The following is a 5,552-nucleotide window of genomic DNA, read 5'->3' on the forward strand; positions in this document are numbered from 1 at the left end:
CCCAAGCCTGCAGATTTGCTGCCTCCCAGCGCCCCAATGTGGTGCAGGGCCACCCGCAGCAGGGCCTTGCCCCAGGGAGGGCAGTCGGGCAAAAGCTGCAGGGATCCGGAGAAGATCAGCTCGGCTGCCGGCGAGGTCTCGATGAGGTAGAGCCGCTGATCCTCGGCGGTGCGGCGGCGGCGGTTGAGGGTGACTCCTGGGCGGAGGGTCGCTTCCAGCGCTGCCGGCGGCACCTCACAGACGAGATCCGCCACCCACAGGCGGGAAGGCAGGGCCGGATTGCCGAAGATCTGGCAGACCAGGCAATGGGATCCGGCGTAGCCCTCGACCTGGTATTCGGGGCGGTCGAAGTGGCCGTCGATCCCCTCCCGCTTGGGACACATGCGCTCCGGGTCGGGGGAGCGGCAAATGGCCCAGCCGAGGCCGCGGGCCAGCTTTTCGCACTCGTGGCGCAGCCTTCCCTTCAACTGGGAGCCGGGGATGAGCAGCCTGCCGTAGGCATCCTTGAGCAGGGGCTTGTCCGCCAGGGAGCCACTGGAGCCTCCGGATCCCACCGCCAGAGCCGAGGCGAGGGTGGCCTTCAAAGGGATAGAGGTGCTCGTTTGGGGCAGCTCTGCCAGCCGAACCATCACTTCACCTCCACAGGAACGGGCCGGCCCTCGGCCTGGGGCTGTTTTTGGACAAAAGCGTACAGATCCACCAGATCCCGCCAGATGGTCTCGTAGGTGGGTTCCCCCTCCGCCGCCACGTACATCCAGGGGGGAAGGTGGCCGTCGTTGGTTTTGGCCTTGCACCAGGTGCGTTCAAAGGCCTCGATCAGCGGCTGCCCTTTTTGGCCCAGCCGGGTGCGGAAGTAGAGGTAGTTGAGGGTGGCGGTGCGCTTGCCTTTTTCCAAAAAGCCGCGGATTTGGTAGAGCTGGGAGCGGGGAAAATCCGCCGCCTGCAAAGCTTGCACCGTTCTCAGCAGCCCACGGATCTCCGGGACGGTGTAGGGGCCGGCGTAGAGCTTGAGGAGGTGGCCGTTCTGGCGATTCTCCAGGGCCTGCTGGCGAAAATCCTGGATGCTGGAGGCGATCAAAGTCACCGATTTCAAAGAGAGAAAGTCGATGGTGGCCACCGAAAAGTCTTGATCGCGGGGCTTCAGCTTTTTGGCGCGGCTTTTGGCAGATTTCAACAGTTGTTCGGTCAGCCTTTCGGCATAGTAGATGGGGGTGTCTTCCGAGGCAAACAGCACGCCTGCCGAGGTGGAGAGCCGACAGAGCTGGTCTGGGCTGTCGGCCGGGTAGCGGTGCGGCACCTGGCCGAGGGAGCGGGCGGCGTAGGTGGCCGATTTGGCCAGCAGGATCTGCTCGAACTGCTCACAAAAGGTGGCGGCAATGTCCAGGGCCTTGTGGGCTGGCACCACCATCAGCACATCGTCCCCGCCGATGGTCAGGATCTCGAAGGGGTGGATCCACTCGCCGTTGCGGTCTCTGCCACTTTCCGGATCCGGCGGCAGGCCCCGCAGCCGGTGCGCCTGCAGGTGCTGGGCAAGGGCGCGGTAAACGGCTTGTTCCGTGGCCTCGGAAACGTCGCGGCTAAATTGCCGGTAGGCCTCTGGGGTTTGGATCTGCTGCACGTAGCCGCCCATGTTGTTGCCGTCGGCGTAGAGGTAGGCCACAAAGCCCTGGCTGGCGTTGGCCACTTCCCGCAGCGATTGCGCCTCGCCGATCCCCTGGCCGGATCCCGCGCAGGGCTGCAAATAGCGCTCCCGGTAGGGCTCGCCGGCGGGAGAGTCGAGGAAGCGGGCAAATCGCGTTACCCAGCTTTCCACAAAGCCGGGATCCCAGGCGGGGAATTTGCGGAACCACCCCTGCTGGCCTGTCTCCAGGCGCTTGGCCTGGCGGCCCACCAGCGCTTTGCGGGCTGTGGCCTCCGATAGCCAGGGCTGACCTGGCAGGTCGGCTTTGGCCAGGGCCGGGCGGCGGTCGGTGCTGTCGCGGCGCAGGTAGGGGTGGGTTTCAAAACAGGCGGGATGGGCGCGGCTGGGACGACCGGGATCCGGATTGCCGTTGCGGCGGTGCTGGAAGCGGGCAGCCAGGTGGCCCACCAGCTCGTTGAAACTTTTGCGGGCCTGGAAGCTGGCTTCGCTGCAATCTCCAAAGTAGGCCCTCACCAGAGGGTGGGCCTGGTGTTGGGCCAGCCAGTCCAGCCAGGGGGTGCGTTCGATGGGATCCCGCAACAGGCCGTAGCGCAGTTCCAGCAGCCGAAAGGCGGATCCCACGGCGCAGGCGTTGGCGGTGAGGGTTTCTTCGGTGTAGCGCCGCTCGATGGCCTCACAGAGATCGTCCACATGGGCCGCCGGGCAAAAGGCCAGGAGATTGCCCCCGGTGGAGTAGATGATGAGCTCCGGAATGAGAGCCTGCGCCAAAGCCGGGTAGTGCTGCTGCAGCCAGGGCCGAACCCGCCGGTTCACGTAGGCCTCCAGCTCTGCTTGAGACTCCTTCCCCAAGGCTTTCCACCCCAAGTAGGTTTGCTCGGGATCCCCAAAAAAGGCGGGCAGATCCACCAGGTTAATGCGATCCAACAGGGCCGAGGCGCCGCGAATTTCCGGCAGTTTGGCGGACTCGAAGACGTAGCCCTTGATCTTGGTAGCCCCCCCGTAAACCAAGCCGATGCGGCTGGTCTGCCGCCACAGCTCCGGATAGCGCGATTGCAACTCTGCCAAGGTTTTGGGAAAGGTTGTGGCCGCCACGCTCTCCTGAAATTGGCGCACCTGCGCCCAGAGGGGCTGCAGCGCCTCCGGGATCCCGGCTGCGTCGTCGGTGCGGATGGCTGCGCACATCTGCTGCAGAATCGGCAAGGGAAATTGGGGATCCCGCCCTTCTCCCCAGGCCAGGCACCAGGCCAAGGCGATGGGCACGGGGGAGGCAGAGGAGGTAGCGGTCATGGGCAACACCTGGCAAAAAAGAAGATATAGAACGCAGCTGCTGTGCTGGCGGGCAAATCCGGCCCTGACTTTTGACTGGAGCGATCCTTGAACTTCACAAATCCTTCATCAAAACCAAAGGCGCTTCAAAAAGACGGCGTCGGCAATAGCAGCCACGCGGGCAGAGAATCGCAGCCGACAGAGAGAGGCCATGGCAGTGACTGATGGTTGCATTTTGCAGTTCCAGACTGGGAGACAGTATAGGCCGATTTGGATTCATTGCCAACAGATTCAAGACTTTTTTCGGTTGGCCCAGCCAGCGATTTAAAGGTAAAGCAAATTGGAAGGGATCCCTTCTCAAATCCTCTCAAAGGAAAAGTGGCTCTAGGTTGATTTTGGATAGGGGCTGCTATTGACTGGGGATGAGCAGAAATGGGATGGGCCTATGCTGACCAAGTTGAGTTTTTCAGAGCCACCCGTCGCCGGAGCAGAAAACAGCAAGTGGCCGACGGGATCCGAGTTGGTGGGGATCACCTTGGAAGTTCAGGCTCCTCGGTCTTACCTGCTGGATCCCCACTATGCCAAAGGGCTGCACGCCTGGTTCTTGAGCCAGGTGCAAGAGACAGACCCGCAGCTATCGGCCTATTTGCACGATGGAGAATCGGAGAAACCTTTTACCCTCTCCCGGCTGATGGGGCCGTTCCGCGAGCAGGGGGGGCGACCGCTGATCCCGCCTCATCTCCCCTTCCGCTGGTGGATCACCGGCCTCAACCCGCCGGTGGTGGAGTGGCTGCGAGGGTGGTGCCAACGGCTGCCCACCTGGCTGGAATTGCGGGGATCCCCGCTGCAAATCCTGGGATGGCAGATCTCGATCCCCCCGCGCACCTATCGTCAACTGTTGGAGCAGCCTCTTTCCCCCCGCTCCTGGAGCCTTTCCTTCGTCTCGCCCACCAGCTTTCGCCACCGGGGCCACCATCTGCCGCTGCCGATCCCTCGCAACCTGTTCCACAGCTATCTGCGCCGTTGGAACGATTTTTCCGGTCTGCCCATCGAGGCGGAGCCTTTTCTGGATTGGGTGGATGGGGAAGTGATCATCCAGCGGCACCGTCTGGAATCGGTGAAAACCACCGCAGGTCGCCAGGGATCCGTGACGGGATTCATCGGCTGTGTGCAGTTGGCTGTCTCCTCCCGTGCGCCTGAGCTGTTGCAGCAGCAGCTCCAAGCCCTGATCCACCTTGCCCCCTACTGCGGCACCGGCCACAAAACCCCCTTTGGGCTAGGGCAAACCCGCCTGGGTTGGTTGGCCGAAGAGCTACCCGCCTCCCCTGTCCCTTCCCGGGAAGAGCAGGTGGCCCAGCGGATCGAGGAGCTGAGCGCCCTCTTTCTCAGCCAGCGGCAACGACAAGGGGGATCCCGCGCCGAAAAAACTGCCCAACTGTGGGCGACGATCCTGGCCCGCCGCGAAGGTGGAGAGAGCTTACAACAGATCGCCGCTGATTTGGAGATGCCCTACGAGACGGTGAAGACCTATGCCAAGCTGGCCCGCCGCTCTCTCCAGTCTGGATCCCAGGACTACTCGTCGAGCAGTCTTCCCTAGATGACTTGAGGTACTTTGTTGAGCCTGATACATTCACGCTGAACTCTCCTGAACATGGTTCAGGAAAGAAGCGATCGCATCCTGCCTATCTCTGAGCAGGAAGGCGGTATCCCGCAAAGCCCTGAGGAATACCCCCCGAGCGCTTTCCCCCTTCACTTCCCGGCAACCGTTGCGGTGGACTCAAGGATCAGGGGGAAACTTGGTCTACTATATCCCTCTCAATGACTTTTGCCAAACCGCCTAAAGCTCAGTAAATTCAGCAAAGTTCAGGGTTTTGGGGGTTAGAGGCATGCTCTTGCAGGGAGAAGGTAGAGATCAACCTCACTTCTCTTTGCTCATTACTCGCTTCTCTCTAGTTTCCGTCCCCTTGCGGGGAAAAGGTAGGGATCAACCTTGTACATTGGTACCATGCTACACGCTGGATTGGGTTTCCGTCCCCTTGCGGGGAAAAGGTAGGGATCAACGTTCGCAATCGAGAAAGCTAACCGCAGAAATGCGGAAGTTTCCGTCCCCTTGCGGGGAAAAGGTAGGGATCAACTCGCAGAGCCAAAGCTCTGGCCCAGCAGATTTACTCTGCTGGAGTTTCCGTCCCCTTGCGGGGAAAAGGTAGGGATCAACGCCCTAAGCCGGTTAGGTGGACTGTCTTCGCATCTAGGTGAGGGTTTCCGTCCCCTTGCGGGGAAAAGGTAGGGATCAACCACCCCCACTACTTTGTGCTGGGCGGGTTCACCGCCTAGTTTCCGTCCCCTTGCGGGGAAAAGGTAGGGATCAACGTCCGTCAGTGGCCCAATTCTGGCCACATGAAGCAAAAAGGTTTCCGTCCCCTTGCGGGGAAAAGGTAGGGATCAACTGTAATTTATCCCTGAATAAGGGAGGAGGCTGTATGAAGTTTCCGTCCCCTTGCGGGGAAAAGGTAGGGATCAACTTAGGTGGAGCCGGGTCAATCGGCGTGTGGGGATGGGCAGCCGTTGTTTCCGTCCCCTTGCGGGGAAAAGGTAGGGATCAACTTTGTGTTGGATGGGACCGGTAAAACCCGGTCCACCTTGG

The 5,552-nt window shown here is 61.3% G+C and carries 3 protein-coding genes and 1 CRISPR repeat array; of the genes, 1 reads left to right on the forward strand and 2 read right to left on the reverse strand.

What is annotated here, in order from left to right:
* Both NW809_RS10370 and cas10 read right to left on the reverse strand, forming a co-directional pair.
* The coding region (locus NW809_RS10370; RefSeq protein WP_414402071.1) for an RAMP superfamily CRISPR-associated protein at positions 1-629 on the reverse strand (629 nt) is incomplete at its 3' end.
* Positions 629-2,929: a type III-B CRISPR-associated protein Cas10/Cmr2 gene (gene cas10 / locus NW809_RS10375; protein WP_414402072.1), complete on the reverse strand. Its 2,301-nt coding sequence runs from the start codon at positions 2,927-2,929 to the stop codon at positions 629-631. The genes NW809_RS10370 and cas10, both read right to left, overlap by 1 nt.
* A gap of 424 nt (positions 2,930-3,353) precedes the next feature.
* On the opposite strand from cas10, the gene cas6 reads away from it, so the two are divergent.
* Entirely contained in the window at positions 3,354-4,505 is a 1,152-nt protein-coding gene (gene cas6, locus NW809_RS10380) for a CRISPR-associated endoribonuclease Cas6 (RefSeq protein ID WP_099834630.1), read from the forward strand.
* Between the two features lie 355 nt (positions 4,506-4,860).
* A CRISPR array of direct repeats spans positions 4,861-5,512; the repeat unit is 37 nt; unit sequence GTTTCCGTCCCCTTGCGGGGAAAAGGTAGGGATCAAC.
* The last annotated feature ends 40 nt before the right edge of the window (positions 5,513-5,552 follow it).

The organism is Synechococcus sp. WC101, from assembly GCF_047461555.1.
In the GTDB taxonomy this organism is placed as follows: Bacteria; Cyanobacteriota; Cyanobacteriia; order Thermostichales; family Thermostichaceae; genus Thermostichus.